Below are 523 nucleotides of genomic sequence, written 5' to 3' on the forward strand. Positions count from 1 at the left end.
GCTATGGAAACAAGACAAAATGAAAATAGCAAAAATATTATTCATTTAAACTTAAATGATGAACTACAAGAATCCGAAATATTTCAATTTAATAATGCTTTTAATGATATTGATGGTTTAAATAAAACATTAAAAAAATTTAAAATAAAATTAAATAATGAATTAAATATAAATTCTTTAAGTGAAATAAAAGAAAAATTTAATGGTTTTCGAATGAACTTTTTCATTAAATTAAATTTTTTATGGTATATATATTCCAAACACGAAAATCATGCTCATATATTGTATACTAATTATGCTTCGGATGTTGATAATATGGGTAATTTGTTTCTTGTGCCTTCTTTTCAACGTAATCATTACATAAGTTTGGGTGATAAAATAAAATTAATAGACGATACATTCATGATGCAAAATAACGATAGAATAGAAATTTATCGTAATAGTTTTGATGCTAAAAATCAAAGAGAAAACAGTTTAGAATGTTTTAATTCCATTTATTCAGACAATTTATTTCAAATTTTTT

At 21.2% G+C, this 523-nt stretch carries 1 pseudogene; it reads left to right on the top strand.

Going from position 1 to position 523, the window contains the following annotated elements:
• Nucleotides 1-523, top strand: a pseudogene (locus tag BBA70_RS01340) (hypothetical protein); the annotation flags it as partial.

Source organism: New Jersey aster yellows phytoplasma (assembly GCF_002554195.1).
GTDB lineage: Bacteria > Bacillota_I > Bacilli_A > Acholeplasmatales > Acholeplasmataceae > Phytoplasma.